Genomic DNA, 25,636 nt, shown 5'->3' with positions numbered 1-25,636 from the left:
GCACCAGGCGCCCACGGTACGGCGGACACGCACGCACGGCCGGTCAGAACCCCTGGCCCTTCTCGCCCTCCTGACGGGCCCATCCCTCCACGGCGTCGGCGGCGGAACCGGTACGGCCCGAGCGAATGGAGCGGGCGGCCATTTCGGCCAGCCCAGCCCGGCCGCGCGGGCGGGCACTGGGCAGCGGGGCCGCGTCCCACACCAGCCCCGCAAGGCGGTTGTGGTGGAATCCCGTCATCGCGTGCGGCCGACGGTCGCACACCACGTCGGGCGTTTCGGGGTGCAGCGCCCCGCACGCCTCAGACATGGTCGCGCTCGGCGGCCTCCTGCAGGGCGCGCGGCCCCTCGGTGTGCGGGTGGTCCGCGTAGGGGAACCAGGGCTCCTGAACGGGATCGAAACGGTGCCTGGCGGCATGGTCGGCGCGCATGACGAACAGGCACGTATTCGAGTCCTCGCCGGGAAACCCGAACGTGTAGTCGTAGCAGGTGGAGCCCTTGGCGTGCTCGCGCTGGCGCACCGGTGCATCGGCGTGCGAGGCGGCCCACGCAACGGCCGCCCGCCGGGACTCCGCGACGTGCATGACGCCCTGGTCCATGTCGCACACCAGCCACGGCACCCGGTTGCCCGGCGCGCACAGGGTGCGCCGGACGGCGTCCAGGTCGACGAAGTCGCGGGAGCGGCGGGGGTCCTCGCGCGGAACGGTGAGGTCGATGGCCTTCCAGAACCGCACCCGGCGGTCGACGCCGTAGCGCTGCGGCAGCACCATGTACCGGCCGTCGGTGGTCCGGTAGCCGTCCTCCCCGTGGGTCTTCTTCAGCACGCGGGGCTTGATCGGCTTCGGCAGAACGGGCTCGGTCACTTGCTCTCCTCCAGGTACGAGATCACGCGGGCGGCGGCGCGTTCGAGGTACTGGCGGTGCGTGGAGACGTGGGCGATCCGGCCCGAGACGCTGATGTGAAGCCGGACGTACCCGTAACCGTGCTTGCGCAGGGTCGTGATGTCCTCGGCCGTGCTGTCGATGCGCCATCCGGACCAGATCGCGGCCGTCAGGATGCGGACCTCGACGAGGCTGCGGCCGTCGCGGTGCTTCTCGCTGCCGACGGACGGCACCTCCAGACCCTGGGTCGCGGACGTCGGCCTGTTCTTGCCGAACGGGGCGCGTCCGGCGTGGTGGCCGGGGAGCATGTCGCCCGCGATGCTGTTGCGCCGGGCCTGGCGGTAACGGCAGGCGTAGCAGACGGCGAAGAGGTCGCGGCAGTCTGCATGCACCTGCCCGTTGCAGCGCGCACACCGCACGCGCGGTGCACCGGCCGAGTCGGTGCAGCACGAGTCGCAGGAGGGGGCGGGTTTCACTGGAACGTGGCTCTCTTCTCGTCGCGCACGCGGCGCAGACGGTTGACGGTGACGGGGGCGTACTGCAGCGCGCGGGGGTCGTCGAGCAGCGCATTGAGGACCTGGAAGTACCGCACGGGGGCCATGCCGAGCTGCTCGCGGATGTGCCGCTCGCGCGGCCCCGGCGCCATGGAGGCAAGACGGTCGTGGCCGTCGAGGATGCGGCGCTCCCGCTCGCCGAGCGGCTCGGCGCTGGCGGGTGTCTTGCCGGGCAACAGTTCCTCGGTCACGCGTGGCTCCGCACGGGCAGCAGCGGCTCGGCGGCGAACGCGTGGACGGGGTCCGAGCGGTGCAGCAGAACGAAGCGGCGGGCATTGCCCATCTGCGTGTGCCTGCACGTGCGGCCGTCCGCGCTTGTCGCCTCCACCCGGACCGAGGCCGACACCGGCAGGTGCCACACGTCCTCGACGCTGTCGACGCAGGTGTGCGACGTGCCGCAGCCAGAAATGACGGTGTCCATCGGCCGGAGTTCCGAGGCCGTGATCAGCTCGTGCGGCCGGGCCTCGGTCGGGTACAGGGCACGGGTACGGCCGGAGTCCTCGTGAACGAGGACGGTGCCCTCGGCGTACTGGTACGTGAAGTGCTTCAGGGCGTGGAACGAACGGCTCACCAGGCGCAGGGTGATGGTGGTGACCTGCGGGCGGCGGACCAGGTCGACCACCTGCAGACGGCCGCCGCCAGGGATACGGATGACGTCGTCCAGCTGCAGCTGCTCGGCGGTGCGGGCGGGCAGCGCGGTGCCGTCGATGTACAGGTGCGGGCGGTGCCCGGCGGGCACGTAGGTGTACCAGCCGTCCGGTGACACCTCGGTGGACCGGCGCATGACGGAGCCGAGTTCCTTGAAGACCGTCACGGTCTTCCGCGCGCGGTACCCGTCGCTCTTGTCCTCGACGAACACCCACTCGGAGCCGTCGTACTGGTAGCAACGGTTCTCACCCAGGTGCTCGACTTCCGTGAACTGGTGATAGACGCGGTCGCCGACCGTGGGCTCATCGGGAACGAAGGCACGCGGAACGACGGGGACCGCAGAGAGCGAGCCGACGCTCAGGCGCTGCCTGTACACCGTGAGGCTCGTGGCGCGCCGCAGGCGAGGGGTGATGTTGTGGCCGCCGTGCAGGTGCCTGACGGGCACGCGGGCGGTCTTCTCGCTCACCAGCAGCGGCGCGGACGTGACAACGTGCCGCCTCCACTTCTCACTGCTGGAGGCGAGGACGTGGCCGGGCACAAGCTCGTCCACGGAAATGGTTTCGGTCTCGGCGTCGACAGTGCGCAGCTCGTGCATGAGGCGCACCAGATCAACAGGGTCCATGGGGACTCCTGACAGCGTGGCGGGAATTATCCTGGCGGGATTTCTTGACGAGCATTCACTGCGCCTGCTAATTGGCGGGTTCAGGCGAAATGAAAATATCTCGACGGGACAGAGTCTCACCCACGCAGTTGCGCTAGCGCAAGTCTTTTGGGAAAGTTCTTTCCTCGCCGCCCGCCAACGAACGGCACGGCCGCCACAACGGCGGCCGTGCCTGTCACCCGGGCGAGCGACGAGCGTGCGGTGCGCGTTCGAGACCACCAGGCCCGAGAGGGACAACGAGGAGGCCGCCCATGTGGACCGTGCACGTGAAGACCGACCAGCGAGGGCTTACCGACGACGGTGCCGCAGAGACCGGAACGGCCTTGGAGAGCATGAACCTGGTCAAGGAGGCGCGAGTCGAGGCCCGGCCGACGACGACACTGACGATGGTCCTCGACAGAGAGTTCGCCGACAGCGCCGTCGGCGAAGCCCTGCACGCCTGCGAGGTCGCCATGGAGGCCGTGGGCGGCACCATGGAGCGGCTTGTCAGCGTCGCCTGCACGCACGGCAGCCGCATCGACTGGCGGCCGGGCGCTCTCATCACACACAAGGGGCTGGCAGCCCGGTTCAACGTCACCGAGGCATGGGTCCGCAAGCTGATGACGGAAGGCGCGTGCCCCGTCGCGCCGGTCGACATCGAAGGCGAGGGCCGTGCAGCCATCTACCCCACATTGGAGGCGCTGGCATACCTCGCCGAGCGCCTCAGGCGGAGTCCTCGGCTCGACTAGGCACAGCCCTGCAGGACCAGCTCGCCTGCTCCGGCAGGCGAACCTCGCACCAGACGGTCTTTCCGTCCCGGCCGCGCGGGGTCACACCTACGCGGTCGGCACTGGTGGCCACGAGCGCCAGGCCCCGGCCGCCGTCCTCAATCGGGTCGATGCTGTACAGCAGCTCTGGCGCGTCCTTGGGGTCCGGGAACGCAGGCACGTTCGCCGCGTCGTGGTCATACACTTCCAGTCGCAATGAGCGAAGGCGACGACCCACAACGCACACGGAAACGGTGAAGCTCGGACGCTCCCGGACATCCTTGGCATGACGGACGGCGTTCGTGGCCAGCTCTGATAAGACCAGTGCGGCGATCTCGATCAAGTCCTCGCCGAGCTGAGCCTGTTCGCCTGCCTGGCGCAGGTGCTCACGGGCCCGGGGAACGCTGTCCGGGGCGCAGGCGTACGGGCGCTCGTAGAGATCTTTCCTGTACGGCCCCAGGCGACGCAGGGCGGAACGGCGTGACGGGGAGTGCATGGTGTAACTCCCGAAGCGTGAGTGGCGGGTTCCATGCCGACAGGCCGTCAGAACGGCGCTGCCGCAGGCGGGTTGACAACCACCGTTCCGGAAGAGTCACACTTATGCAACCCCCCAAAACTGAGAATTCGCATGTTCGTCTGGTGGCCTGCAGGCAGGTTTGCAGTGCAGACTGACCCCGACACGGGGAGGGACTCGATGCCGTACAACACCCGGCCGACGCCACGGACCAAGATCTTCGGCAGGCGGCTGCAGAAGGCCCGCATGGCCAAGGGCATGACAGTGGAGGAGGTCGCGGAGCGGGCCAACGTGTCCGAGGCCGCGATCTACCGGCACGAGTCGGGCCACACGGCCGTCAAGACGACCATGGTGCCGTTCTACATCGACTTGTACGGCATCACCGACCCCTCCGAGGTCGCGAAGTGGACGGAGTGGTCGAAGAAGGCCAAGCTCAAGGGCCCTTGGGCAGCGTCCGGCGGCCTGGTCGGCCCGTCGTACCGCGACTACGCGGACGCGGAGGACATGGCCGACGAGCTGCGATTCTGGGAACTGAGCGTCATCCCCGGGCTGTTGCAGACGAAGCGAGTCTCCGAGCAGGTGATCCGCGCGGGCATGCTGGCCGAGCCCGGCCAGCCGCTGGTCGAGCCCGGCACGATCGACACCCACATCGCCCTGCGCGAGGAGCGCAAGAAGCTCCTCGAACGCAAGGACAACGCGCCCATGGTGTGGGCGATCGTCGGCGAGGCGGCCCTGCTGACGCCGCCGACCATGAACGACCCCGAGGCGCACCGCGACCAGCTTCAGCACCTTCTCAACCTCGGGGAGACCAAGGCAACGATTCAGGTGGTCCTGCAGTCCAGCGGGCCGCACGCCGGTCTCTCAGGCTCCTTCACGTGCATGACCATCGACGATATCGACCTGGTCCACCGTGAAGGCTACGGCGACGGGGCGTTCATCGACGTAGAGGACCAAGTGCGGGTCTACCGCACGCGGTTCGAGCGCCTCGTCAGCCAGGCGCTGTCGATCAACGACACGCGCCGGTACTTGCTGAACGTTCTCGGCCGGATCGGCCGGGACAACGGAAAAGGGGATAAACCCGAATGAAGCAGATGCAGTTCCACGTGCCCGGCTACATGGGCATGCACAAGTCGTCGGAGAGCGGCTCCGGGGAGAACTGCCTATACCAGGGCCGCGAGATCGGTACCGACGCGGTCGGCGTCGCCGACTCCAAGCTGGGCTCCGCGAGCCCCGTCGTGAAGCTCACCCCGGCCGCGTGGACCGCGTTCATCGGCCACACCGCCAGCTGACACACCACTACGCATAACGCGAGCGGGCCCCCGACATTCGAGCTGTCGGGGGCCCGCTACGTGTAAAGCACTACCACTGTCGGTCACACACGGCTCTCGCTCAACCCCGCCTTGCCGAGCAGATCCTGGTACCAGTCGGGATGCCCGCAGGGGTTCTCCCACTTGTCGGCGTTGTACCACTCACCGTCGTTGATCGCGTTGAACGGGGTGACCTCGCCGCGCGGCCCCTGGCAGGCCGGGCAGCGGTCGCTGATCCGCAGATGGTGAACGACCGTCGAGGGGCCGGTACGGCCCCAGTTGGCGCCAGTGTCCGGCACGCGGACGATACGGGTGCCCTCGATCTCCAGCGGCCCGAACCGGTCCGGCAGGTAGCGATGGACGGCCGTCAGCGGGTCGTCGCCGTCGGCAACGGCGAACGAGGCGGCGAAGCGCAGCGGCTCCCCCTCGCCGCTCACCTGGACCTCCCACGGCCCCCTGAAGAGGCCACCGGCCAGCCAGTCGCAGCCGCGCCCCTTCCAGCCCTCCTGGGGCCCCTTGAGGCAGCCCAGGGCCCGGCCGATGCACATCTCGCCGATGAGGCGCCCCGGGTCGAGGATGCGCTCACCGTTCCTGTCCTGCATCTCGTTCTGCTCCAGCGCGGTGCGCCAGTCGGCGATGCTGGCAACGTCGACGCAGGAGGGACAGACGAAGGCCCAGCGGTCGGTGTCGTCACCGAAGCGGGTGCGGACCTCGGCTATCAACTCGGGGCGGGTCAGCTTGCGGTTCTCGATGGTGGCGGGTGCCATCAGTCCTCCGTGGTGATCATTCGGTATTGGTGACGCGACGCCACTTCGTACAGCCTGTGGTGTCGAAGAACTCGCCCTTTTTCAGGTGTACATACGCGTCGCCGCTGCTCTGGTCGCGGGCGATGACAGCCCGGCTCTCACCGCTGGCGTCACGGGCACGCTCCCACTCGCACTCATCGTTCTGGAACGAGTGATACAGCCCGGGTGTGACATCGGGGCCGACCCAGAACGTCCCAGTCCCCGGGATGGTGTTCGCGGTCGGCGCCTGGGTCGACGGCGACGCCTCGGGCAGCGGCGCAGGCGGCACCGACTGCGACGCGATCGAGAAGCCAGCGAAAAGTCCCACGGTCAGGGTTCCCAGGGCAATCAGCCACGCACGCGGCGGGAGGCGGCGCAGGTAGATTTCGTTTTCTCCGGATTCCGATTCGGGGGCCGGTCCCTCGGTCGGCTTGTCCCCACTCATTTACCTGCCTTTCCGCTGCTCACGAGAAACGCCCAATTCACCCCTCTGCTGGAACTGAGAGATTTGTGATCAGTGGCGGGTTCTGATCACTCTGAAAGGCGGGTAGAGCGAAAGTGGAAACACTGTTGCTGAACGTTGAACTTACCCTATCCATTGGGTGAGTGCAACGCGACGACCGCGTCGCCATTCGTTCAGCCCTTCAACTTTTTAGCCCTGCACGCTTCTGTCAGAACGATCCTCCGGTGCTGACGCTGATCTCGACTGCTCGGTTCACTCCCCGACCGTATCGAACTTGCGTTCGAGTCGCCGGGCGAATCGGTGGTTGGATCACTTACAGGCCAGAACGACGCAGCAGGTCAGCCGGTTACCGATGTTTACGTGGGGAGGCTGTGAGGAGTCTGTGCGTGCTGCACACAACCTCCTCCGGCCTGTAGGCATATGCCTTTCATGAAGCGATAAACGAATGCTGAACGCCGCACTCCGGATGCTCAGTTGAGTACACGGCGTCGGTCTACCCGCCGGGGTATCGCGCGGGCGACATCTCGGCCGCCGCAGAGCGGGTGACCCTGGTGGCCCTCGGTGTCGGCCGCCCGCAGGGTGGCCGCAGTCCTCGTTGGCGCGGGGGTCGTACGGACCCTGCCGCGTGCGGCCGATCTCGCGGCGCCCCGGGGCCGTCATGTGACCTCTGCACCCCACGTGTTCGTCATAGCGGGCAGTCTGCCAGGGAACGCACGTCGATAACTGGCATTACCGACGACTCCCCCCTGGGGGTATGAAAGAATCTCGGCATGCCGTTCCCTGAGGATCATGTCGCCCTCCCCCGGAGCCTGTACGAGCACCTCTCGGCTCATTACTTCTCACCACTGTCCGGAATGCGCGACCTGGCCGCCGGGCTGCTGGACGAGTGGGGGCACCGCGCCGAGGATCATCCCGAGCTGGTCTCCGTCATGGAGGTCGAGCTGAGCGGTGCCCTGATCGAGACGGCGGCCGACCTCATGCGCGAGCACGGCCTGCCTGACCTCCGAGTGCAGAAGGCAGCGGGATGATGCGCTGCCTGGAGTGCAAGGAGCCGTACGAGCCGGAGCCGCAGAACACCAGCGGCTTCTGTTCCTGGGACTGTTTCGACGTCAAGGAGCGCCCGAACGCCCCCGAGGCGTTCCTGGGCTTCCTCGGCGACGGAGTCACGATGACCCGCGTGGACCCGCCGGAGGTGCCATGACCGCCACCGATCCCGCGCCGTTCGAGGTGCGACCCAAGCAGACGTACGTGCCGTGCCGCCCGCCGACCTATGCCTATCCCGGCAAGCCGTTCGTCGTGACGAGAGTCGTCGCCGACAAGGTCGAGGTCTGGGACCCGTCCGGCGGGACGGGCCTGGGCGGATACCGGTGGGTGGCGCTGCGCAACCTGCACGAGAGCGGCACGACCAAGCAGGGCAAGGAGCGCAAGACCGGCTGGCGCCTGCACTGCCAGCCGCCCGCCGACCCCGCGCGGCAGGAACTGTGTGGCGGCTGCTTCACCTGGTTCGACCGCGAGGAGTTCGCCGTGGTCTCCCTGGGATGGGGGCACAGCACCTGCAAGCCCTGTACGGCCGAGATCGAGCGGCTGTACAGCGCCGCCGAGCCCGCCCGCGAGAGCTGAGGCAAGATCGTTCCCATGCCGATCACCACAGACCTCGTCGTCCCCTCCGCCGGTGAACTGCGCCTGGACGAGAACGAGGCGTACATCCAGCGGGTGTGCGCGGAGATCGAGCGGCAGTGGCTGCTGGAGATCAAGAACCCCAACACCCGGCGGGCGTACACCCGGTGCATCGGCTACTGGTTCGACTGGGGCGTCGACAACGACGTCTCACCGCTGGCCGCACGTCGCGAGCACTCCGCACAGTGGTCGGCCGACCTGCAAGAGGCCCTGGCCCCCGGCTCGGTGAACCAGGCCCTGTCGGCCATGAACTCCTGGTACGAGTACGGGCTGGACGAGTACCCGCAGGCGTTCCAGATCCAGCGCACGCCGTGGCGCAAGAAGCACCGCATCGAGGTCTCCGACGAGTCCCAGACCCTCGGCCTGGACAAGGACCAGGCCCGCGCCTTCCGCGCGATGTCCTGGGAGTACGGCACGGTCGACGCGGCCGTCTGCGAGACCCTGCTGAACCTGGGGCTGCGCTCTGCGGAGTTGGAGAACGCCAACATCCGCCACTACGGCGAGGCGCGCGGCCACCGCACCCTGAAGATCACACGCAAGCGGTCGAAGACGCAGACGCTGGTGGTGCCGCCGCAAGCGGCCAAGGCGATCGACGCCCACCTGGCCACCCGGCCGAACCGTCAGCCGGACGACGCTCTCATCCTGTGCGCCGACGGCAAGCGGCTGACCAACCGGCGCATCGCCACCATCGTGACCCGCTCCTGCAGGGCTGCCCGGGTGACCCTCATCTCCCCGCACGGGCTACGGCACACCTGCGCCACCCTGATGCTCGACGCCGACGTGCCGCTGCGGAAGGTGCAGCGCTGGCTGGGCCACGCCGACCCGCGCACCACAAACCGCTACGACATGTCCATCACCGACATCGACGAGGCCCCTGTGCTGCAGCTAGCGGACTTCCTCGCAACCGCGTGAGACACTGCGACATCTCGATGTCGTTCAATCGAGATGTCGCGGTAAAGTGTGGCCGATACCCCACTACGGACGACACGGAGAACAGTATGGGTACCAGTGCCGCCCGCAAGAAGGCCTATCTGCAGAGCAGGCAGCCTCAGGAGTCCGGGGACATGCAGAAGGCCGCCCCGTCCCCGGCCTCCATGCCCCAGAAGACTGCAGGGAAGGTGGTCGAGCTGGCCCCTGCGCAGCCCAAGCCGGTCGAGGAGGAGCTGAACTTCCAGCTGCTGCCCGGCGGTCTGCTGCAGGCGGAGGGTGCTGTGCGGGCTGCGCCGGTCAAGCAGAAGACCTGGCGCGGCGACAACGTTCTGAACGCGCACATCGCGGCCTTTCAGGCCCGCAATCCGTGCAAGTGGTCGGAGGCCACTACTGCTCTGTGGCGGGCCCTGATGGAAGAGGAGCACCTCAGCATCGAGCGGGCCAAGGCGGAGAGCGAGGTCACCGGCGTTCCGGCGCGCCCGGTGCTCGGGCCGGTGTACCGGGCGTGGGTCGACCAGCTGGACCGGATGAAGGAAGAGAGCCTCGACGACTGAGGTGCGGACGTACGAGAGCCCCCGCCGGTGGGACCAACCGGCGGGGGCTCTCGTGTTCTTGTCCCACGGCGGACGCAGCCGACTCGAAGTCAAGGCCGCGCCCGCCGTACAGGGAGGCGCTGCATCCCGTGGGGGATGGGCACGTCCTACTGTGCACCATCCGGGCCAACTGGGTGACACATTTGCATAATTGATCGCCTGTCACTTCTGTTCGGGTGGCAGCCGGTCCAGCAGGCGCACCGCGATGTCGACGGCGTCCTCGCCGTCGGCTGCCGCCGCCAGCGCCCGGGGTCGGGTGACGGCGAGATGGTTGTGGAGGCGCTGGAGGGCGGCCACCGCCGCGTCGTGCAGGCCTGCGCCCGGGTCGGCCGACAGGGGCGCAGGGAACGCGCCCTCACCGCTCACTGGCCGTGGAACGGGTCGGCGGCGGCGGTCGGCTCCAGCTTGTCCGGGTGTTTGTTCTCCCAGGCCAGGCGCTGCGCGACCGACTGCGGCACGGCCAGCGCGGCGTGCGGGCCCAGGTGGCCCTCGACGACGTCGCAGGAGTGGTTGGCGAACTCGCCGGTGACCAGGTCCCGGCAGGCGCGCTCGGGCCAGATGGGCACACGCATCTCGGTGCGCTCGGGCAGGGCCTGCTTCGGGGTGCGGCGGGAACGTGGCGGCATGGTCGGCTCCTTATCTCCGCCCCTTGGGGCGCGTGGGCGGCGGCTGACAGGAGCGGCGTCAACTGACCTGCAGATTCGCGCATTTGAGAATCTGTCAGTACGCTCCTGCCGTCAGCCGGACTCCCTTGGAGGGTGGAGTCCTGCGGCTGGCAGCGTCCGAGCCTCGGCGGGCAACCGCCCGCGCGAACCCCTTCCTGCCAGACGTGGCAGGAAGGGCGCCACTTCCGTCCGCGAGACGCGGAAGGCGTGCGCTTCGCAGCTCGACCCAGCCCACCCGACGGGGTGCCGCCACCATCCGGGCGGTGAGGCTCGGGCGCGCCAGGGCCCCGTTCGCGCGACTCGGAGACCGCGCGGACGGGGCCTTCGCATAGGCGCATATGCCAATCCTCGGTGACATCTTCCCGAGACTGAGAATCTGTCATAGCTTCGTGGGTGAGGGCACAGCCAGTGATCACACGGTCACTTTGGATCACGGTGCGCTCACTCCGGCACCCCATCAGGGGCGCCGCAGACGGAACCTCACGTCTTGGAGGAACCATGTCCCACGATCCCGCCAACGTCCCCTCCGACCCGGCCCGCCAGGCCACCACCGGCCTGTACGGCGCCGCCCTCGTCGGCCCGCACACCTACCTGTGCAACACCGACGGAAGCAACACCGACATGGAGTCCTGCCTCGGCGTCGCCGAGCTGGTCGGCGGCGGCTACTCGGTCAACGGCAACAAGCCCGAGGACAGCGGCAGGGAGCTGCGCGGCACCCTTGCCGAGATGCGCGGCCTCTTCCGGCAGATGCAGGCGATCCCGGAGATCTCCGGCGACGCCACGGCCTGACCGCCCCGGTACCCCAGCGGCGCCCAGGACCGAACGGTGGTCCTGGGCGCCGCGCCCTTCCCACTACGTGAACGGAGCACCTCATGCCGCTGGCCGACCTGGTTCCCGACGCCGCCGACCTCCTGAGCGACTGGCCCACCGAGCCCCGCACGTACCACCACGGCGCCGGAGCGTTCGACCACCTGATCACCATGGACGCCGTGGACCGGCTCATCGACACCGACTGCCTGCCCAACCGCAACGTCCGCCTCATCCGCGACGGCGAGACCGTGGACGACCGCGAGTACAGCGCCACCCCCGACATGCCCAACCCTGGCGCGGTGCGCCGGTACCTCCAGGACGGCTGCTCGCTGTCCATCCGCCGCCTGCAGACCATCAACCCGGCCCTCTCGGTCCTGCGCCGCGAGGTCGCCGCCGAGACCGGCTACGAGACGCACTTCAACGGCTACCTCACGCCGCCGCGCGAGCACGGCCTGCGCTACCACTTCGACCCCTACGTCACCCTCGTCCTGCAGATCCACGGCCGCAAGGCGTGGCCGCTGCACCGCCCGTTCGTCGAGAACCCGGTCGAGGAGTACGCGAACTTCCGGCGGCGCGGCTTCACCGAGGAGGAGCGCGAGTTCCTCGCCACCAAGCCCCCGCACCAGGAGGTGATCCTGGAGCCGGGCGACGTGTTCTGGCTGCCGCGCGGCTGGGTTCACTCCCCGCACAACCGCGACGGCGACGAGCCCAGCCTGCACCTGACCTTCGCCCTCAAGCAGCGCACCCTGCACTGGGCGGTCGAGGAGATCGCCGGGGTCATCACCCGCCACATCCTGGACGACGCCGAGGCACGCGCGGGCATCTCGCCCGCCCGCCTGCTCGACGACACGCAGGACGTGGTCGAGGACGCCCGCGCGATCTTGGGAGGCGCCCTGATGAGCATCGACACCACCGAGATGGCCGACACGCTGCGCCGGATCGCGCTCACCGAGCCCGACTCCCCGACGCCGCGCCTGCGCTAGGGTCGGCCCGTGACGACCACCTCGCCCCAGATGCACTGGCACGCCTTCAGCTACCAGGGCCGGGGATACACCGACGCCGAGGTCCGCCGGGGCGTGGCCCCCAGGGAGCACCCCCGCTCGGAGATCGCCCAGTGGATCGGCACGATGCCGACGGTGCAGACGTTCACCGAGGACGAGATCGACAAGGCGCTGGACTGGCTGGAGGGCGAGCTGACGGCCCAGGTCCCGCAGGACGCCGCGCACTACCCGATCAAGGACAGGGTGGAGGCTTCACGGGCCCGGATGTGCGAGACGACCATGCGTGATGTCGTCTACGGCTACTGGTCGACGTCGAAGAACTACTGCTCGCGCGGGCTCATCGCCTGCACGGCCCGGCACTGACCCTCTGCGGTCCTACGGCCCCGTCCGCGTCTCCTGGCGCTGGCGGGGCCCTTTCGTGCGCTCAGCGGGCCTGTACGGCGGGGGCGCGCCGGTGGCGGCCGTCGGCGTCGACCAGGACGACGGGCGGACAGGCGGGGCAGGAGAACACCCTGAGGGAGCCGAGCCAGCGCCAGCCTGCGTCCCACAGCGGTGCCCAGGAGCGGCCGTCGTGCGGCGGCCGGGGCACGGTCGTGCCGCAGGCGGTGCAGGACAGGCCCTCGGGGGCGGAGGTCTCCTCGGCGGTGCTCACCAGGAGAGCGTAGGACACGGGCGGCCGGGTGTTGGCGCACGGGACGTGCCGCGTGGCAGACTCGGTGCTCCGCCACCGCCACACCCGCCACGTCCTTCTTGAACTTCCTGCCGTGTTCCGGCTGTTCAGCCCTGTCCGGGTGTGACGGTTCCGCCCGAGAACACTGACTTTATACAACAGCCGGGCACCATCCACTAACCCGCACACGCGCGGCGCCGCCCTGCACGTTCCGCACTGCCTCAGCCCACCCTCGCAACTGGGTGGCGGTACCGGCTGTTGTATAAAGTGGAGGTTGGATAGGGTGCCCTCCATGCAGCACGTCCCGCTCGCCGGGGCTGAGCCTGTCAGCGGCGGGTGCCACAATGACCCGCCATGGACCCGCGCACCGCTCTGGCCGCCTGGCTCGCCGAGGACAGCCTCGACCGCCGGGGCAAGGAAGGCCGCCTGCTGCAGGGCACCAGTCCCGAGCGGTACGGCGACATCGTCAAGGACTGGCTCGTCTTCATCGAGGACACCGTGCCCATCGGCGCCTGGAGCGCTCAGCCCTCCCACGTCAAGACATGGCTGGACGTGCGCGGCGGCGCCGTGCGCACCCGGGCGCTGCGCCAGTCAGCCGTCAGCGCCTTCTACACGTACGCCATGCACTTCCGGTACACCGACGCCGACCCGGCGCTCGTCGAGCTGCGAGGGCGCCCGCAGGACGAGCCCGAGACACCCAAGCTGGGCGGGGTCCAGATGGACCTGCTGCGCCGGGGCGCCGACGCCATCGACGGCCCCTTCGCCGAGCGCGACCGGCTCTTCACCTACCTGCAGCTGGCCGGGGTGCGCTCGCGCGCCGTCACCGAGATCAACCTGGCCCACGTGGTGTTCGAGCAGCACCGCATGGTCATAGAGCTGTGGCAGAAAGGCGGCGGCACCCGGGCCTATGCCATGCCCGAGCAGATCCGGAAGGTGGTGAAGGCGTATCTGGAGGTGCGCACCTGGAAGCCGCCCGGCTCACACGAGGACCGAGGGCCTCTGCTGGTCAGCAACCGGGGACACCGGCTGGATGCCAACACCAGCCCGCGCACCATCCTGCAGGAAGTCCTGCGCCGCGCCCGTGCCCTCGACGCCACGGACGACCCGGCGCTTCCCGCCCGTGTCACCCCCGACATGGTCGCCCTGTCCCCCAGCCCGGTCGGCGAGATGAAAGAACTCAAGGAGTCCAGGTGACCGAGCCCACCACGGCGGCGCTGCAGGCCGAGATCGAGCGGCTTCGAGACGAGCTGGCTGCCGCCCGCGCGCTGGCTGCCGACGCCACCGCCTACCGCGTCCTGCTGCCCGAGGCAGGCGGCGTGGAGCTGCGCGTCAGCCGCCAGGGCCCGATGCACGGGAGCGGCTGGGCCGTGGCCGTGCCGGGATACGGCGGCGGCCGGGCCTGGACGCGGGAGGGCTGGCAGGAGTCGATCAGCGCGCTGTCGGTGGACCGGCTGTTCTGCTGGCCCGACGCCGAGACCGCGATCCGTGAGGGGCGCGAGGCGCTGGGCGCGGGTGTGTAACGAGGTCGCGGGAACGGGAGTTGGAGGGGCGGCGGGTTCGTAGAATGCGGGAGTACCCGCCACAGAACCCGCCATCGTGAAGGAGTGCGCCATGGCGCCTCAGTTCGTGAGTCAGCTGTCCCTGCCCGAAGAGTCCGAGGCGCCGGATGTGGTGCCCGCCGTCGTGCAGCGCGAGTACGACTCGGGCCACCCGTATACGTCGATCACGAGCGTGCTGGAGCATCAGCAGGACGGACAGTGGTACGTCTCGCACCGGACGGAGCGCGGCTTCGTCGAGTCGCTGTACAAGATGAGCGGCTCGGGGTGGCGGCGGTGCACCAGGCGCTATTTCCTGGACGGCGAGCCGGTGGAGAAGGACCTTCCGTATGCCGACTTCATGAGGGCGTTCCTCAGTGGTGAGGAGGAGGGCGTTCCTGTTCTGTCGCCGCTGCGGCCGGTGCCGGAGCAGTGGCGGATGCCGCTGCTGATGCGTCAGGTCATGGGCCTGATGGAGGCCGCCCGGTCAAGGGCTGCCGATCCGAAGTCGGTGACGATCGAGTTCGGCCGCGAGGACTTCGAACTGGAGACCCAGCCCTGTTATGCGCTGGTCATGAGGACCGACCGGGGTGTGCTGCAGGTGCGGTTCCACGCTTTCCGGCGGAGCGGGACCTGGCAGGCGATGAACTGCCAGTCCACGCCGTTCGTGCTGGTGGACTCGGACGGCAAGGAGTGCACCAGCCTGATCCGGTCGGGCACCGAGGGCCTGACCTGGCTGCTGGCCTTGGACGGGGAGAAGAGCGCGGCCTAGAGCGGGGGCGACTGCCCGTAGGGGCGGTAGGTGTCCTGGCCGGGGTGGAGGGCCTGGGTGGTGGCGGCGTTCTGTGCCCAGATCGCCGCCTGCCATCCGAGCATCTGCTGGGCCTGGCGGGCCTGCTGGCGCGCGTAGTTCTCGGCGCGGTGGCGGTCTGCTTCCTGCTGGGCCTCGTAGGCGGCCTGGCGGGCCTCTGCGGCGGAGATCGCGTCGTCCGGGTAGAGCGGGCCGGTCTGGGCGACGGTCGCGGCTATGGCGCCGACGATGAGGACGATGGGGATGGCGAACTTCAGCAGGATGGGGTCCTGGCCGGACAGGGCCGCGCTCAGGAGCAGGATGAGAGCGGCGATGGCGCCGAGCCAGAAGATGGTGGCGGGGCGCAGTCGGAAGGGGACGTGCTCGCTGCTCCAGGTGGTGCCGTCGTAGCTGTAGACGGTTTTGCCGTAGGGCAGTTGGTGGAGCTGGGCGAGGCGCGGCTGGCCGTTGGTGGTGGCGCCTCTGCAGTAGTAGTAGTCCTTGCCGTCGCGGATCCAGATGCCTGCGACGATGCCGTTGGTGACCGGCAGTTCCCCCTGTGTCATGTGCATACGGTAGCGGGAGTGTGAAGGAATGCGTCAGGGCCCGCGTGCGTTCGCTGCGCGCGGGCCCTGGCTGTTGAGTGTGGTGGGGTCAGGGGGTCGAGGTGAGGGTCTTGCTGGCGGCGGCGCGGATGCGGGCCTGGGAGCGGGAGATGGTGGCCGGGTCGACGTCGAGGATCTTGGCGAGGGCCACGCCGGTGATGTCCAGGCCGAAGCGGTGGCCGAGCGTCTGGGCCTGGTGGACGAAGGCGTCGGTGACGTCGTTGCTGCGGCGGTTGTGGGCGTCCTTTTCGGGGACGGGCTGCAGGGCCTGGAGGAAGGAGGCGCAGGCGTCGGGTGCGGCGTATTCGCCGTTCAGGGTCCGAAGGCGCAGGCCTTCGCTGCCGGGCTGGTCCTCGCCCTCGCCCTCGCTCTCGGGCTCGGGCTCGTGCAGGGCGCTCTGCCAGGCGCGCGGGATGTCCTTGCCGTCGTTCTGGCGCTTGGTGGCCTCGGTGCGGATGACGTAGTCGGCGGGCTTCTCCCACAGCTTGGTCAGGCGCCAGACGATGAAGGTGTGGTAGGGGTCGAGAATCCACCAGGTGCGGCGCAGGCGGGGCAGGGGGGCGGGGCGCAGGCCCGCTTCGATCTCGCGTTCGCGCAGCTGCTTCTTGGCGTCGCGGAGTTCGCCGCGCAGCATCATCTCGTGGCCGGTGATCCAGACGAGCGGGGGCAGTGCGTGGAAGCCGACGGCGACGGGGTGGGGCCAGGCGGAGCGGAGCTGCAGGGCGACGGTGGCCAGGGAGAATCCGGCGACGATGAGGCGGATGCCCCAGGCGGAGCGGCCTGCTTTGACTTCGCGAACGGCCTTGCGGGAGTAGGCGAGGATCGCGATGTCGGCGAGCGAGGAGAGGACGACGGCTTCGTCGGCGGTGGCGCCGACGGCGAGGGCCAGGGCGTAGAGGGTCTTGAAGGCGACGTAGAAGCCGCCGAGGGCCAGCGCGTAGATGGCGCCGTCGGTAAGGATCTTGTCCCAGTCGGCGCGGGCGAGGCGGGTGCGGATCCCGGGTGCGGACATGGGCACGTCCGTGCGGGTACGCTGGGGTAGGGCCAATGACTTCACTGCTCTGTCCTTGCCTAGGCGGGCTTGTGGCGAACGGTGGGAGGTAAGGCTCATTCAGTGCCCTCGGCACTCCGGTCCAAGGAGTGTGCCGGGGGCGCTGTGCTTTTCAGCTGGCGGCGACCTGCTGGCGGTAGTCGTCGACCTTGGCGAGGATGCGCTTGTGCTGGGCCGGGTACTGCTGCTCGCGGTCCTCGGCGATGCGCTTGATGCGCTCGCGCAGGTCTCGGGCGGCCTGGGCGATCTCGGCGAGTTCGGGGTCGAGGAGGTAGTCGGCGACCGGCTCGGGCTCGATCGGGTCGCGGCTGCGGTGGGCGTTGTAGCCGACGCTTGTGTCCAGGCCCCGGCCCTGCAACTTGTCTCGGAAGCTCATGCGGTGGCTGAAGGGGCGTCCCTGCACGCGCAGGATGTTCTGGACCTGCTGGCGCTCGCCCCAGGCGACCTCGGAGGCGTCCTTGACGAGGACGTCGAGGGTGTCGCCGACGGCCTTGAGGTCGTTGACGGCGGAGCTGATGGTGACCAGTGCTCCCATGGCGTCGGTCATGGGGATGTCGGAGAAGTCCATCTCGGCAGGCGAAAGCAGCTGCTGGGGACGCTTGGCGGGCATCGGGCGCCTCCTCGGCGGTAGCGGGCACCCCCACCGTAGCGCACTGGACAGTGCGCTACAAGCAGGGGGTCCGCGTACGGCTACTTCGAGGTGACGCCGAAGCCGTGGCCACCGGCCTTGACGATGCCGAAAATCATCTGGACCGGGCTCTTGTCCGGGTCGGAGACCATGGCTTCGACCTTCGTGCGGAAGGCGGCCAGCTCGCGGACCTGGCGGCGCAGATCCTTGATCTCGCGGTCCCGGCTCTCCTTGGCGGACTTGGGAACACTGCTGTCCAGGCGACGGGTCAGGGTCTCGACCTTGCGGTTCAGCCGCTCGATCTCGGCCTCGGCTTCCATCAGTTCACCGGTGGGCGCCTGGTTGATGTGGGCACTGACCCGGCCAAGGAGCAGCTGGGCGGCCTCGACCAGATCGCCGGGAAGGCCGGTGGAGGAGACGAAACCCGGCCGGGTGGTGGTGTTCGTGATGCCGTGAGCGGAGCGGCGGTGGGAGGCCAGCCCCTGGCCTCCTCGGTAGTGATTGCTGCACTCGGGGCACTGGTGCTCCTGCATGCGGCCGTCGCTGCTGTCAGCCTCGTCCGCTGCGGTCGCCTCTGCCGCCTCCACGGCCTGCGGCGCGGCCTCTGGTGCGGGCTCCGGCTCCGGCGCGTAGAGCCCGGCCTCGGTGAGGGCCTCCTTCACCCACGCCTCATCACGGGTGTACTGGACGGTGACCCGCTTGCCCTGAGGCGGGATGAACACGGCCGACTTGGAGCGGCGGGTCACCTCCCAGGATGCGTCGTAAGCGGCCTGCATCGCGGTGGTGAGGTAGGAGGGGATTTCGGTCGTGGCGGTAGGCATACGGCAGGTCTCCTATTTGCGGCTGTAATCCAGCCTATGGCTGATTCTCTCCGCTGGGAACGGTGCCGAAGTGAGCCACGTGGCGGGTGGGGCCCACAAAGGTGTCAACGCTGTTGGCGGTCCAGCGGAGTTCAGGAAGGTGCGGCATGAAACGGTAGTGCTGGTCAACGTACTTGAGAGTCATGTGCGGATTCCACCCGTGTTCGCTCGGAAGCCGGAATCCGTGCCCTTCCAGATAGCGGGCGAGGTCGGCGTGGAGCTGGGCGCCGCCGGGGATGTCGACGGAGGCCCACAGCACGTGCTGGTCCTCGGACGGGTTGGAGAACTTGCCCACTCCCCCGATGCGCAGGTCCAGCGGCTTCTGGCGCACCGCCCACGAGCTGACGACCTGAGGCAGGATCTGCAGCTGCTCAGGCGTGTAGTCGGCCTCGTTGCCGAGGTAGGCGAGCGTGATGTGGAGTTCCTCGACCGGCTGGCCGTCCTCGTGCGCGATCTGCTCGGCGACCTCGCGCGGCGGCACGAAGGCGACCATGACGCCGTCGTCGTGGGAGACTGCCGCCGCTTCGGTCTGCAGCTGGAAGAACGCCGTGGCGCTGAGCGCGTGGCGGGGCGCGAGATGGGTGAGGTCGACGGTCTCGGAGGGCCCGTACTCGTCGTGGGTCATGATGCCGTCGTAGCCGTCGTCGCGAACGGCCTGGGACAGCTCTCGGCCCGTCTTCCCCTGGTAGCGCGTGGAGACCTGGTGCTTCCAGTTGCTGGGCTCGCCGTAGCCGCCGCCCATGTGGACGCGCAGCGGGCGCTGGAAGGTCAGCGTGCCGGACTCGTAGCGCGGATCGTCGGCGAGATGTTCAGGAAGAGCCCCCTGGGAGACGTATCGGCCATGGGGCTCGATGTGCTGTCCGTAGGTCTCGCCGAAGTGTCCGGCGCCCTCGGTGTTGCGGTGGTACTTGAAGGTCACCGGTCGGTCGTCGCTGGTGTCCTCGGTGTACGGCGTCCGCGCGGCCGTGTGGTGTGTCGGCTCGCTCCACTCTTCGTCCGGGCCGTGGACGGCGGCGTTCTCGATGTGGGGGCCGTTGTACCCCCACTCGTTGATGTCGTTGCCGTCGGTGTGGACGTGCTTCGCGGGGACGGTGGCCTTGAGGACGGGCCAGTCGTGCTCGGGGTTGTCCTCGCCCCCGTGTTCCTGGCTACCGCCCGAGGCGGCCTCGTTGCGGGCGTGTTCGGAGGACGTCGACACCCAGTCGCCGGTGCGGATGCTGGTGATGCCGTGCGGGACGGCGCGGTAGACGGTCACCGGCGCCTCGGGGTCCCCCTTGGCGCGGTGGACGGCCGCCAGCGACTCCTCGTGGGGCTCCCCCATGGCGCCCCAGTCCGGGTTGTCGAGGTTCTCCTGCTCGTGCGCGCGCCCGCCTTCTGCGGAAGGACGGGTCGGGTCGTGCAGGGGGGCGTTCTCGGGGCCCGGGGCCCGGTGCTGCATGCGGTAGTCGTCGTCGTCATCCACGGCAGCAGTCTGCCGGAAGCGATCGGTGAGGGTGTCGGCTGCCTGCTTGTGGACGGGCTTGCTGAACTCGTAGTGGTGCTGGCCGCCGCCGGGGGCGCTCCAGGTGATGGCGTGGATGCCGAGGTCAGTGCCGGGACGGAGCGGTACGCGGTAGTTGCCGGAGTGGTCGTGGCTGACTCCGGCCATCTCGTGCCAGAAGTGCTGAGGGCCGGGGTGCTCGGTGTGGAGGGTGACGGTGGTGGGGTTCTGTCCGGCCGGGCGCCGCTCGTCCTGGTAGGCAGCGGCGTCGTCGGAGACGGTGTGGCTGCGGGTCCAGAACTCGCCCAGGCCGCCTGCGGCGCCGTGCATGTCCTGGCCGTCGATCGCGCTGGTGGGCTTCTTCAGCTCGGACAGCAGCAGATGTGCGCGGGCCGGGAGGGGCTGGGACTCGTCATGGACGGCGTCGTGGATGTGCGGGGGCAGAACGACGTTGAGGCCGCGCATGAGCTTGTCGGAGCTGGTGCGCTCGAAGAACGCCGTCAGGGAGGTGAGGCGGTTGATGGCCCGGTCGTAGTCGTGCAGGCCGACGTAGCCGATGTGCAGGGTGCCGTCGTCGAGGTCGCGGTGGATGACGCGGTGGCCGCGCGTGGCCTTGGTGGAGTTCCAGCCCTTGAGCGGGTATTTCAGGGCGTGGGTCTGCAGGTTCTCGTCGCCGCGCTGCAGGGCGTTGATCGTGGAGGCCACCCGGTTGCGGCTGTCGCCGTCGAGCTTGGTCAGTTCCTTCTTCGCGGCCGGGTGGAAGGAGACCTGCCGGGGCCCTACTGCAGCCCCAGCTCCTCCTTGATCGGCTCCCACGCCAGGTGCTGCTCCTGCGGCGTCTTGGCCCGCTCCTGCAGCTCCGCCGCCAGCTCCGGGCTGACGGCGTGGCCGTCCTCGTCCTGCGGTTCGGTGCTCGGCCTGTCCATTCCAGTCCTCCGGGTCGAGTCGGCGCACCACGTTCAGCGGGTGCCGGGTCTTGTAGTCGTCGCCGTTGTGGTCCATGCGGAAGTCGCCGGTCGGCTCGACCTGGAAGACGTGGCCGCCGGACTGCTGTGCGTACGAGGCGGCCGTGTCCCGGTTGGTCGTGAAGTACACGTGCTCGCTCTTGCCGTACTCGTCGCCCCACGAATTCGGCTTGCGGCCGGGCTTGATCTGCTGGCCGTCGCGCCAGCGCTTGCCGCCGCCGTGGTAGAGCGGGCCCTGGACCTGGTACTCCTTGTCGACGTACCCGCCGTCGGGGCCGTACGCCTGCCCCTTCCAGGTGTACGTCTTCGGCCCCTCGGCTGACTGCCGGAAGAAGTCGGTGGCGTTGGCCTCTCGCATCACGGCACCGGCGGGCGAGGGGCAGATGAAAGCCTCATTGTCCGGGACCTCTTCGTCCGTAACCTCAGCGTTCAGCGTTGATGCTTTCCAGAAGCCGCCTTGCTGGGCGTGGTCTCGTACGGAGTTGGCGAACGCGCTGCCGCCGGAGTGATGATCAGAGATCATCTGGTGGTAGTGCTGCTGGAAGTTGGCGCCGTGGCCGCCTTCGTCGTCGGCGAAGAACTTCGCCCGTGACTCCGGGTCGACTTCGCCGTCGGGGAACGACGCGGTGAAGTGCTTGTGGTGGGCCAGTTCGTGGATGAGCGTGCCCTCGTTGTAGGACGCCTTGCCCAGCGACACCACGGGCATCGTCTTGCGTTCGGGCCTGACGAAGAGCCCGGAGTCGTAGCGCGAGTAGTTGGTCTGCCGCGCGCGGTGCATACGCACCTTGACGCGGGTCAGCCCCTCCTTGTCACAGATCTCGTCGGCGTGCTGCTGGGCAGCTTTCGTGGTCGGGTACTGCCGTTGATCCGTGCCCTTGAAAGCTGCGTGCTCAGCCCGGTAGTGCCCCCAGGTCTGCTCGCTCGTCGGCAGCCCCTTCGGCGCATCATCCGGGATTCCGGCAGACGTCTTGAAGAACGCGGTGGCACTGTGCTCGGTCGTCATGCTGCGTTCTCCTGGGTCGCGGCGGGCACGCTGGCGGGGGCGTGTTTCCAGTCGATGAGCTGCTGCAGGGGTTCACCGGGGGCGGTGACGAGGGCTTTCCACGTGACGTTGGCGGGGTCGTAGAGGCCCTGGCCCTGCTCACCGAACGCGGCGGAACGGTCGGTGTGGAGGTAATCGTACAGAGCTGCGCCTTCTCGTTCACGCAGTCCGTCGGGAAGGCCTGAGATCGCGGTGACGAGTTTGCGGATGGCGTCCACGATGTCCCAGTCGGCCTCGGGGAGTTTCTCCGGGCCGAAGTCGGTCCCGTTGTCGACGGGCTCGACGGCCCATTCGTCGCGGGTGAGGTCATAGGCGGCGTAGGGGTGGAGGCGGCGGATGTCGGCCTGGTCGCCGCCGGGGCCGGGCTTGAGGACGAAGAAGGTCGACTCCCACGGGCCGGACTCGCCGTCAGGGCCGGGGAGCATGCGCTGCTCGTCGTTGAGGTGGGCCTTCAGTTCCTCGGTGAGGCGGTCGCTGACCGTGTCCCACGGTTCCCCGGTGAAGGTGTCGCAGTGCTGGCCGAGGGTGTTGAAGTCGACTCCGATCAGGACGTCGAGGTCGTTGTTGTCGCCCCAGAAGTGGCTGGCGGCGCCGCCCGCGAGGTAGACGCGGGCCCAGGACTGCCAGGAGTCGCCGTAGCGGGGTGCCCAGAAGCTGTTGAGCAGGCCCAGGAGGTAGCGGCGGACGTCGGGGCGGATCTTGTCGCCGTCGAACAGGCGCGGGTCCAGGCCGGTCTTGCCGGGGGCGAAGAAGTGCTGGCGGGGCAGCCAGTCGTGCTCGTGCTCGTACGGCTCGGCGTTGTCGGGGACCGGGGTGTCGGCTGCCGCTGTACGGCCGCCGTCACAGGCGGCGACGTCGGGGCTGTCGGCGGGCACCGTACGGCCGCCGTCGCAGTGGTAGCACTCGGCGCCGGTGTCGTGTTCGCCGGTGCCGCTGCAGCAGGGACAGGGCTTTTCGGCGGCCGAGGCCATGGTGCGGCCCCGGGTGACCTTCTTGCCGTCGCTGTACCCGTTCCACCAGGCTTTTCCGGCGGGGGTGCGGTCGCCGTGGTCGATGGGGGTGCCGGGGTGGCGGCGTTGCATCTCGTCCATGAGTGCGGAGCCGACGCCCTTGCGCTGGTGGTCGGGGTGGGTTTCCAGCCGTTGGACGGTGATCTTGTCGGCCTTGCGGCGGGGCACGTTGTAGTTGAGGAAGCCCATCTGCTCCCCGGTCTCGGGGTGCAGGGCCCTCAGGACGACCTTGGTGGGCCACTTCGTTCCGCCGGTGTCGGTCTCCTCGTGCTCGAAGTCCGGTCCGGCCGTGGCGGCCTGCCGGAAGAAGCTGGTCGCGCTCTGTGTCATCCCTGCACCTCCAGCCCTTCGGGGTGGTGGTGCAGGTGCGGACACGAACGAAAATGGAGCCCCCCGGTGGATCCGACCGGGAGGCTCCGTATGTCTCGTGCACGATTCGTTCAGTGGATGTAACCCGCCAGGGACCACGAACACCCGAGACGCCGACCTAGTCGGTCTGTCGCGCCCCGTCGCGCCAGCTGCCGAGACCAGCTCAGCAGTCCATTCACGAGACGTGCACATCGTGCCATGGCTCGGCGCTGGCGGCAAGGACGGCATCGTGACTGGTCAGCGGCGACGGTAGCCGGAGCGGGTACGGCCCATCCCCATGTCCCATCCGTCCCGTCCGGTGCGGGTTCGGGTGAAGGATCGCAGGGCGTCCACTGCGGCCTGGGTGTCGTGGTCGGGGGCGGCGGCGTCCGGTGTGCGGGGGCTGGAGCCGTGCAGGCCGCCCTGCAGGGCGCCGACGGCGCTGGCCTGGATGAGCTGCTCCTTATAGCCGGAGATCCAGTCGCCGATCAGGGACCAGGTGGTGATCATGATGGCGTCGGCGATGTCCTTGGTCTGGACAGGGCCGACGGTGGGGTGGTCGACCCGGTTGGAGCCGGGTGCTTTCTGGAGGAACTTCAGCTCCAGTTCGCCCTCCTCGTGAGCGGGGGCGTGGACCAGGCCGAGGTTGATGGCCGCCTTGAACGTCTCGGCGTAACGCCAGTTGATGCTGGCGTTCGCGGTGCGCTCGAAGATGTTGACGCGCTTGGGGAAGCGGGCCTGGGCGACCTTCTTGACCAGCTTCTGGATGGAGCCGACGGACTGGTACTGGTCGAAGGTGAACTCGTCGGGCTGGAAGGGGGCGATCATGTCGTCCCAGATCCAGTCCTCGACCTCTTCGTAGTTGATGGTGTGGCCGGGGAAGTCCGCCGGGTCGAAGTAGTGGATCTTGTCGAAGACGACGTGGGGGCGGCCCTCGTCGTCGTTCTCGGTGTGGGCGAGTGCAATGCCGAAGCGGCAGTTGACCGAGCTGGGGTCGGCGTGCCCCTTGTAGAAGTAGGAGAGGATGCCGCGCTCGGTGGGGACGATGAGGGAGCTGCCGTAGCGCTCGGGGCGGGCGAACCAGGGCTGGAAGACCTTCTCGACCTTGTCGGGGTCGAGGTAGGCGTCCATGACGGTGGCCCACTGGGCGCGGCGCTCGACGGCGAAGGTGTCGGGGTCCGCCTTCTCCAGCTTGCGCATCTCCTCGTCGAAGGTCTGGATCGCGCCGCGCAGGGCTTTGAAGGTCGGCCGGGGTTCGTCGAGGTACTCGCCGTTGTCGCCGGTGAAGCTGTCGGGAAGGAGCGGGAGGAGGTGCGCGCGCTCCCAGTCGAGGTAGATGTCCCAGGAGGCGAGCTGGATCATCATGCAGTTGGGGTAGGTGGGGGTGCCGTCCGGCTCGTAGGCGGTGGCGCGCTCCCAGTTGTCGAAGAACTTGCCCGCCATCTCCCAGGGTGAGCTGGGCTCGACGATGAAGCCGTCTTTGCCGAACTGGTCCAGGGACGGGGTGGAGGCGTCGTAGACCTCGCCCGCGCTGCGGTTGGCGCCGCTGTTGACGACGTGGGCCATCTCGTCGAAGCCGATGATGAAGGAGGCCGGGCCACGGCCTGCCATGACCGTGGACTCCTTGGGCAGGATGTGGAAGGTGGCCATGTCCATCGCGGTCTTGACGCCGCGCTTGCGCATCTCGTCCATGCGGATGAAGTCGTTGGGCGCGTACACGCTGAGCTTCTCGCCGAGGCTGTCTGCGATGTAGGGGGCGTAGCAGGGGCCGCCGGTGACGACGTTGACGAAGTCGCGCCACAGGTTCTGTTTGGCCTGGTCACGCTTGCCCGCGAAGATGAGCGCGGCGAGTTTCTTGTCGCGGTCGACGCCGTAGTGCTCCTGGGGATCGCCCTTGGCCATGTAGCACCACAGGACGTAGGCCATGGCCAGCGCGGAGATGTGGCCCTTGCCCGCGCGGCGGCCCATGACCAGGAGGATTTCCTTGAACCAGCGGTAGCCGAGGGCCTTGGCGGCGCGCATGCGGCCCAGCAGGTCGGGGCTGCCGCCGAGCGGCATTTTGGGGGCGACCTCGTCCTCTGTGGTCGCGTCGGCCCGCTTGTCGTTGGCACGCTTGGCGGTGCGGTACTGCTCGTCCCACTCGGCCACGACCTGGTAGTCGTACTCGGTGAACAGGTCCTCGCGCAGGAAGAACACCTTGAGCAGGGTGGCCTGGCGCGGGTAGAGGTTCGGTCTGTTCAGGTACTGCGGGCTGACCACGAAAGTGATCGGGTCGGGCACCTCCAGGCCGAGAAACAGCCGGTGGATGGCGCCGGGGTCGAACGTGGCGATGGGCGAGCGGTCGTCGGCGGGGGCTTTCGGCATGGTGGCGTCCTCCTCGCCCCTTGGGGTGGAGGGGGATACCGGGCACAGCAAAGCCC

Annotated in this window: 32 protein-coding genes; 14 read left to right on the top strand and 18 right to left on the bottom strand. The window is 68.8% G+C overall.

Annotated elements, in window-relative coordinates:
- Nucleotides 1-43 precede the first annotated feature (43 nt).
- The 5 genes from ACQUQD_RS42230 to ACQUQD_RS42210 all read right to left on the bottom strand — a co-directional run bounded on the left by ACQUQD_RS42230 (nt 44) and on the right by ACQUQD_RS42210 (nt 2,702).
- A complete protein-coding gene (locus ACQUQD_RS42230) occupies nt 44-307 on the bottom strand; it encodes a hypothetical protein (protein WP_428957863.1) in 264 nt (87 codons plus the stop codon).
- On the bottom strand, nt 300-860 hold the full coding sequence (locus tag ACQUQD_RS42225) for a hypothetical protein (protein ID WP_428957862.1): 561 nt from the start codon (nt 858-860) through the stop codon (nt 300-302). Before ACQUQD_RS42225 ends, ACQUQD_RS42230 begins: the two co-directional genes overlap by 8 nt.
- Nucleotides 857-1,270, bottom strand: a complete 414-nt coding sequence (locus tag ACQUQD_RS42220) for a hypothetical protein (RefSeq protein WP_428957861.1) — start codon at nt 1,268-1,270, stop codon at nt 857-859. Before ACQUQD_RS42220 ends, ACQUQD_RS42225 begins: the two co-directional genes overlap by 4 nt.
- Nucleotides 1,271-1,350: 80 nt before the next feature.
- Nucleotides 1,351-1,623, bottom strand: a complete 273-nt coding sequence (locus ACQUQD_RS42215; RefSeq protein ID WP_428957860.1) for a DUF3263 domain-containing protein — start codon at nt 1,621-1,623, stop codon at nt 1,351-1,353.
- Entirely contained in the window at nt 1,620-2,702 is a 1,083-nt protein-coding gene (locus ACQUQD_RS42210; protein WP_428957859.1) for a hypothetical protein, read from the bottom strand. Before ACQUQD_RS42210 ends, ACQUQD_RS42215 begins: the two co-directional genes overlap by 4 nt.
- Before the next feature lie 290 nt (nt 2,703-2,992).
- Between ACQUQD_RS42210 and ACQUQD_RS42205 the strand changes: the two genes are divergently transcribed.
- On the top strand, nt 2,993-3,469 hold the full coding sequence (locus ACQUQD_RS42205) for a hypothetical protein (protein WP_428957858.1): 477 nt from the start codon (nt 2,993-2,995) through the stop codon (nt 3,467-3,469).
- Here the strand turns inward: ACQUQD_RS42205 and ACQUQD_RS42200 are convergent.
- The gene (locus ACQUQD_RS42200; RefSeq protein WP_428957857.1) at nt 3,444-3,983 is read right to left on the bottom strand and encodes an ATP-binding protein; all 540 of its coding nucleotides are present in this window, start codon (nt 3,981-3,983) and stop codon (nt 3,444-3,446) included. The two genes, ACQUQD_RS42205 and ACQUQD_RS42200, sit on opposite strands and share 26 nt — an antisense overlap.
- A 198-nt stretch (nt 3,984-4,181) precedes the next feature.
- Here ACQUQD_RS42200 and ACQUQD_RS42195 point away from each other — a divergent pair, with 198 nt between their 5' ends.
- Complete coding sequence (locus ACQUQD_RS42195; RefSeq protein WP_428957856.1) at nt 4,182-5,087, top strand: helix-turn-helix domain-containing protein; 906 nt, start codon at nt 4,182-4,184, stop codon at nt 5,085-5,087.
- Nucleotides 5,084-5,290, top strand: coding sequence for a DUF397 domain-containing protein (locus ACQUQD_RS42190; protein WP_428957855.1), 207 nt, complete (start codon nt 5,084-5,086; stop codon nt 5,288-5,290). Before ACQUQD_RS42195 ends, ACQUQD_RS42190 begins: the two co-directional genes overlap by 4 nt.
- Nucleotides 5,291-5,373: 83 nt before the next feature.
- Here ACQUQD_RS42190 and ACQUQD_RS42185 read toward each other — a convergent pair whose 3' ends face one another.
- Nucleotides 5,374-6,075 carry a VVA0879 family protein gene (locus tag ACQUQD_RS42185; protein ID WP_428957854.1) on the bottom strand — a complete coding sequence of 234 codons (702 nt, stop codon included), beginning with the start codon at nt 6,073-6,075 and terminating at the stop codon, nt 5,374-5,376.
- 16 nt (nt 6,076-6,091) lie between these two features.
- Complete coding sequence (locus tag ACQUQD_RS42180) at nt 6,092-6,538, bottom strand: hypothetical protein (protein ID WP_428957853.1); 447 nt, start codon at nt 6,536-6,538, stop codon at nt 6,092-6,094.
- 788 nt (nt 6,539-7,326) lie between these two features.
- Here ACQUQD_RS42180 and ACQUQD_RS42175 point away from each other — a divergent pair.
- The 5 genes from ACQUQD_RS42175 to ACQUQD_RS42155 all read left to right on the top strand — a co-directional run bounded on the left by ACQUQD_RS42175 (nt 7,327) and on the right by ACQUQD_RS42155 (nt 9,717).
- The gene (locus tag ACQUQD_RS42175) at nt 7,327-7,584 is read left to right on the top strand and encodes a hypothetical protein (RefSeq protein WP_428957852.1); all 258 of its coding nucleotides are present in this window, start codon (nt 7,327-7,329) and stop codon (nt 7,582-7,584) included.
- Entirely contained in the window at nt 7,581-7,757 is a 177-nt protein-coding gene (locus ACQUQD_RS42170) for a hypothetical protein (RefSeq protein WP_428957851.1), read from the top strand. The genes ACQUQD_RS42175 and ACQUQD_RS42170 overlap by 4 nt, the downstream gene beginning before the upstream one ends.
- Complete coding sequence (locus ACQUQD_RS42165) at nt 7,754-8,176, top strand: hypothetical protein (RefSeq protein WP_428957850.1); 423 nt, start codon at nt 7,754-7,756, stop codon at nt 8,174-8,176. The genes ACQUQD_RS42170 and ACQUQD_RS42165 overlap by 4 nt, the downstream gene beginning before the upstream one ends.
- A gap of 15 nt (nt 8,177-8,191) precedes the next feature.
- Entirely contained in the window at nt 8,192-9,145 is a 954-nt protein-coding gene (locus tag ACQUQD_RS42160) for a tyrosine-type recombinase/integrase (protein WP_428957849.1), read from the top strand.
- A gap of 86 nt (nt 9,146-9,231) precedes the next feature.
- Nucleotides 9,232-9,717 (top strand): hypothetical protein, encoded by a 486-nt coding sequence (locus ACQUQD_RS42155; RefSeq protein ID WP_428957848.1) that lies wholly within the window; start codon nt 9,232-9,234, stop codon nt 9,715-9,717.
- 201 nt (nt 9,718-9,918) lie between these two features.
- On the opposite strand, the gene ACQUQD_RS42150 is transcribed toward ACQUQD_RS42155, so the two are convergent.
- Both ACQUQD_RS42150 and ACQUQD_RS42145 read right to left on the bottom strand, forming a co-directional pair.
- Nucleotides 9,919-10,122 (bottom strand): hypothetical protein, encoded by a 204-nt coding sequence (locus ACQUQD_RS42150; RefSeq protein ID WP_428957847.1) that lies wholly within the window; start codon nt 10,120-10,122, stop codon nt 9,919-9,921.
- The gene (locus ACQUQD_RS42145; RefSeq protein WP_428957846.1) at nt 10,119-10,382 is read right to left on the bottom strand and encodes a hypothetical protein; all 264 of its coding nucleotides are present in this window, start codon (nt 10,380-10,382) and stop codon (nt 10,119-10,121) included. The genes ACQUQD_RS42150 and ACQUQD_RS42145 overlap by 4 nt, the downstream gene beginning before the upstream one ends.
- A 537-nt stretch (nt 10,383-10,919) precedes the next feature.
- Here ACQUQD_RS42145 and ACQUQD_RS42140 point away from each other — a divergent pair.
- The 3 genes from ACQUQD_RS42140 to ACQUQD_RS42130 all read left to right on the top strand — a co-directional run bounded on the left by ACQUQD_RS42140 (nt 10,920) and on the right by ACQUQD_RS42130 (nt 12,595).
- Entirely contained in the window at nt 10,920-11,210 is a 291-nt protein-coding gene (locus tag ACQUQD_RS42140; RefSeq protein ID WP_428957845.1) for a DUF397 domain-containing protein, read from the top strand.
- Nucleotides 11,211-11,293: 83 nt separating this feature from the next.
- Complete coding sequence (locus tag ACQUQD_RS42135; protein WP_428957844.1) at nt 11,294-12,214, top strand: JmjC domain-containing protein; 921 nt, start codon at nt 11,294-11,296, stop codon at nt 12,212-12,214.
- A 9-nt stretch (nt 12,215-12,223) separates the two neighbouring features.
- Nucleotides 12,224-12,595 carry a hypothetical protein gene (locus ACQUQD_RS42130; protein WP_428957843.1) on the top strand — a complete coding sequence of 124 codons (372 nt, stop codon included), beginning with the start codon at nt 12,224-12,226 and terminating at the stop codon, nt 12,593-12,595.
- Between the two features lie 61 nt (nt 12,596-12,656).
- Here the strand turns inward: ACQUQD_RS42130 and ACQUQD_RS42125 are convergent, their stop codons facing one another.
- Nucleotides 12,657-12,884 carry a hypothetical protein gene (locus ACQUQD_RS42125; RefSeq protein WP_428957842.1) on the bottom strand — a complete coding sequence of 76 codons (228 nt, stop codon included), beginning with the start codon at nt 12,882-12,884 and terminating at the stop codon, nt 12,657-12,659.
- Between the two features lie 372 nt (nt 12,885-13,256).
- Between ACQUQD_RS42125 and ACQUQD_RS42120 the strand changes: the two genes are divergently transcribed.
- The 3 genes from ACQUQD_RS42120 (at nt 13,257) to ACQUQD_RS42110 (ending at nt 15,209) form a co-directional block, all read left to right on the top strand.
- Nucleotides 13,257-14,096: a tyrosine-type recombinase/integrase gene (locus ACQUQD_RS42120; RefSeq protein WP_428957841.1), complete on the top strand. Its 840-nt coding sequence runs from the start codon at nt 13,257-13,259 to the stop codon at nt 14,094-14,096.
- Nucleotides 14,093-14,422 carry a hypothetical protein gene (locus ACQUQD_RS42115; protein WP_428957840.1) on the top strand — a complete coding sequence of 110 codons (330 nt, stop codon included), beginning with the start codon at nt 14,093-14,095 and terminating at the stop codon, nt 14,420-14,422. Before ACQUQD_RS42120 ends, ACQUQD_RS42115 begins: the two co-directional genes overlap by 4 nt.
- 91 nt (nt 14,423-14,513) lie before the next feature.
- Nucleotides 14,514-15,209 carry a hypothetical protein gene (locus ACQUQD_RS42110; RefSeq protein WP_428957839.1) on the top strand — a complete coding sequence of 232 codons (696 nt, stop codon included), beginning with the start codon at nt 14,514-14,516 and terminating at the stop codon, nt 15,207-15,209.
- Here ACQUQD_RS42110 and ACQUQD_RS42105 read toward each other — a convergent pair.
- The 7 genes from ACQUQD_RS42105 to ACQUQD_RS42075 all read right to left on the bottom strand — a co-directional run bounded on the left by ACQUQD_RS42105 (nt 15,206) and on the right by ACQUQD_RS42075 (nt 25,580).
- A complete protein-coding gene (locus tag ACQUQD_RS42105) occupies nt 15,206-15,793 on the bottom strand; it encodes a hypothetical protein (protein ID WP_428957838.1) in 588 nt (195 codons plus the stop codon). The genes ACQUQD_RS42110 and ACQUQD_RS42105 overlap by 4 nt on opposite strands.
- A gap of 88 nt (nt 15,794-15,881) precedes the next feature.
- Complete coding sequence (locus ACQUQD_RS42100; RefSeq protein WP_428957837.1) at nt 15,882-16,844, bottom strand: DUF2637 domain-containing protein; 963 nt, start codon at nt 16,842-16,844, stop codon at nt 15,882-15,884.
- Nucleotides 16,845-16,995: 151 nt separating this feature from the next.
- A complete protein-coding gene (locus tag ACQUQD_RS42095; protein ID WP_428957836.1) occupies nt 16,996-17,493 on the bottom strand; it encodes a hypothetical protein in 498 nt (165 codons plus the stop codon).
- Nucleotides 17,494-17,573: 80 nt separating this feature from the next.
- Nucleotides 17,574-18,332: a hypothetical protein gene (locus tag ACQUQD_RS42090; RefSeq protein WP_428957835.1), complete on the bottom strand. Its 759-nt coding sequence runs from the start codon at nt 18,330-18,332 to the stop codon at nt 17,574-17,576.
- Between the two features lie 34 nt (nt 18,333-18,366).
- Nucleotides 18,367-21,819: an NAD(+)--rifampin ADP-ribosyltransferase gene (locus tag ACQUQD_RS42085; protein WP_428957834.1), complete on the bottom strand. Its 3,453-nt coding sequence runs from the start codon at nt 21,817-21,819 to the stop codon at nt 18,367-18,369.
- Nucleotides 21,816-23,198 (bottom strand): GNAT family N-acetyltransferase, encoded by a 1,383-nt coding sequence (locus tag ACQUQD_RS42080; RefSeq protein ID WP_428957833.1) that lies wholly within the window; start codon nt 23,196-23,198, stop codon nt 21,816-21,818. The genes ACQUQD_RS42085 and ACQUQD_RS42080 overlap by 4 nt, the downstream gene beginning before the upstream one ends.
- A gap of 276 nt (nt 23,199-23,474) precedes the next feature.
- The gene (locus tag ACQUQD_RS42075; RefSeq protein WP_428957832.1) at nt 23,475-25,580 is read right to left on the bottom strand and encodes a hypothetical protein; all 2,106 of its coding nucleotides are present in this window, start codon (nt 25,578-25,580) and stop codon (nt 23,475-23,477) included.
- Nucleotides 25,581-25,636 lie beyond the last annotated feature (56 nt).

The sequence above is a fragment of the Streptomyces sp. cg35 genome, assembly GCF_050410835.1.
Lineage (GTDB): Bacteria > Actinomycetota > Actinomycetes > Streptomycetales > Streptomycetaceae > Streptomyces.
This window is presented reverse-complemented; position numbering and strand designations above follow the sequence as displayed.

Coding starts and splice junctions, on each gene's coding strand:
- ACQUQD_RS42230 (WP_428957863.1), bottom strand. CDS start 307: ATGTCTGAGGCGTGCGGGGCGCTGCACCCCGAAACGCCCGACGTGGTG.
- ACQUQD_RS42210 (WP_428957859.1), bottom strand. CDS start 2,702: ATGGACCCTGTTGATCTGGTGCGCCTCATGCACGAGCTGCGCACTGTC.
- ACQUQD_RS42205 (WP_428957858.1), top strand. CDS start 2,993: ATGTGGACCGTGCACGTGAAGACCGACCAGCGAGGGCTTACCGACGAC.
- ACQUQD_RS42200 (WP_428957857.1), bottom strand. CDS start 3,983: ATGCACTCCCCGTCACGCCGTTCCGCCCTGCGTCGCCTGGGGCCGTAC.
- ACQUQD_RS42195 (WP_428957856.1), top strand. CDS start 4,182: ATGCCGTACAACACCCGGCCGACGCCACGGACCAAGATCTTCGGCAGG.
- ACQUQD_RS42190 (WP_428957855.1), top strand. CDS start 5,084: ATGAAGCAGATGCAGTTCCACGTGCCCGGCTACATGGGCATGCACAAG.
- ACQUQD_RS42185 (WP_428957854.1), bottom strand. CDS start 6,075: ATGGCACCCGCCACCATCGAGAACCGCAAGCTGACCCGCCCCGAGTTG.
- ACQUQD_RS42180 (WP_428957853.1), bottom strand. CDS start 6,538: ATGAGTGGGGACAAGCCGACCGAGGGACCGGCCCCCGAATCGGAATCC.
- ACQUQD_RS42175 (WP_428957852.1), top strand. CDS start 7,327: ATGCCGTTCCCTGAGGATCATGTCGCCCTCCCCCGGAGCCTGTACGAG.
- ACQUQD_RS42170 (WP_428957851.1), top strand. CDS start 7,581: ATGATGCGCTGCCTGGAGTGCAAGGAGCCGTACGAGCCGGAGCCGCAG.
- ACQUQD_RS42165 (WP_428957850.1), top strand. CDS start 7,754: ATGACCGCCACCGATCCCGCGCCGTTCGAGGTGCGACCCAAGCAGACG.
- ACQUQD_RS42160 (WP_428957849.1), top strand. CDS start 8,192: ATGCCGATCACCACAGACCTCGTCGTCCCCTCCGCCGGTGAACTGCGC.
- ACQUQD_RS42155 (WP_428957848.1), top strand. CDS start 9,232: ATGGGTACCAGTGCCGCCCGCAAGAAGGCCTATCTGCAGAGCAGGCAG.
- ACQUQD_RS42145 (WP_428957846.1), bottom strand. CDS start 10,382: ATGCCGCCACGTTCCCGCCGCACCCCGAAGCAGGCCCTGCCCGAGCGC.
- ACQUQD_RS42140 (WP_428957845.1), top strand. CDS start 10,920: ATGTCCCACGATCCCGCCAACGTCCCCTCCGACCCGGCCCGCCAGGCC.
- ACQUQD_RS42135 (WP_428957844.1), top strand. CDS start 11,294: ATGCCGCTGGCCGACCTGGTTCCCGACGCCGCCGACCTCCTGAGCGAC.
- ACQUQD_RS42120 (WP_428957841.1), top strand. CDS start 13,257: ATGGACCCGCGCACCGCTCTGGCCGCCTGGCTCGCCGAGGACAGCCTC.
- ACQUQD_RS42110 (WP_428957839.1), top strand. CDS start 14,514: ATGGCGCCTCAGTTCGTGAGTCAGCTGTCCCTGCCCGAAGAGTCCGAG.
- ACQUQD_RS42105 (WP_428957838.1), bottom strand. CDS start 15,793: ATGACACAGGGGGAACTGCCGGTCACCAACGGCATCGTCGCAGGCATC.
- ACQUQD_RS42100 (WP_428957837.1), bottom strand. CDS start 16,844: ATGTCCGCACCCGGGATCCGCACCCGCCTCGCCCGCGCCGACTGGGAC.
- ACQUQD_RS42095 (WP_428957836.1), bottom strand. CDS start 17,493: ATGCCCGCCAAGCGTCCCCAGCAGCTGCTTTCGCCTGCCGAGATGGAC.
- ACQUQD_RS42090 (WP_428957835.1), bottom strand. CDS start 18,332: ATGCCTACCGCCACGACCGAAATCCCCTCCTACCTCACCACCGCGATG.
- ACQUQD_RS42085 (WP_428957834.1), bottom strand. CDS start 21,819: ATGACGACCGAGCACAGTGCCACCGCGTTCTTCAAGACGTCTGCCGGA.
- ACQUQD_RS42080 (WP_428957833.1), bottom strand. CDS start 23,198: ATGACACAGAGCGCGACCAGCTTCTTCCGGCAGGCCGCCACGGCCGGA.
- ACQUQD_RS42075 (WP_428957832.1), bottom strand. CDS start 25,580: ATGCCGAAAGCCCCCGCCGACGACCGCTCGCCCATCGCCACGTTCGAC.